Source organism: Salinimicrobium oceani, assembly GCF_012037645.1.
In genome coordinates this window covers 1-321 of sequence record NZ_JAAVJR010001359.1, presented here as the reverse complement: position 1 = coordinate 321, position 321 = coordinate 1, and the positions used below count along the sequence as shown (strand labels likewise).

The following is a 321-nucleotide window of genomic DNA, read 5'->3' as shown; positions in this document are numbered from 1 at the left end:
ACAGAAGACGAGCCGGTTGATCTTTTTGATTATTTAGGTGAAGATGCATTGGGTGGAGGAACATGGAGCTCAGGAAACGGCACTTTCGATCCTGCAACAGATGAAGAAGGTACTTTTACTTACACTGTAGGTTATGAAACCTGTATGGATACTGCAACCGTAACTGTGATTGTTAATGATCCTACTGATCCAACAGATCCTACTGATCCAACAGATCCGGGAGTTACTCCGGGTGTAGGCGTTATCTGTCTCGTCGATGTTCAAACCATCTTTCCAAGTATTGACGAAATAAGAAAGTATTATTTAAGACTTCTTCCAACA

Annotated in this window: 1 protein-coding gene; it reads left to right on the top strand. The window is 41.7% G+C overall.

Annotated elements, in window-relative coordinates; translation table 11 throughout:
- Nucleotides 1-321, top strand: a 321-nt coding sequence (locus tag HC175_RS22200) for a hypothetical protein (RefSeq protein ID WP_209310200.1), incomplete at both ends; no start/stop codon positions are given.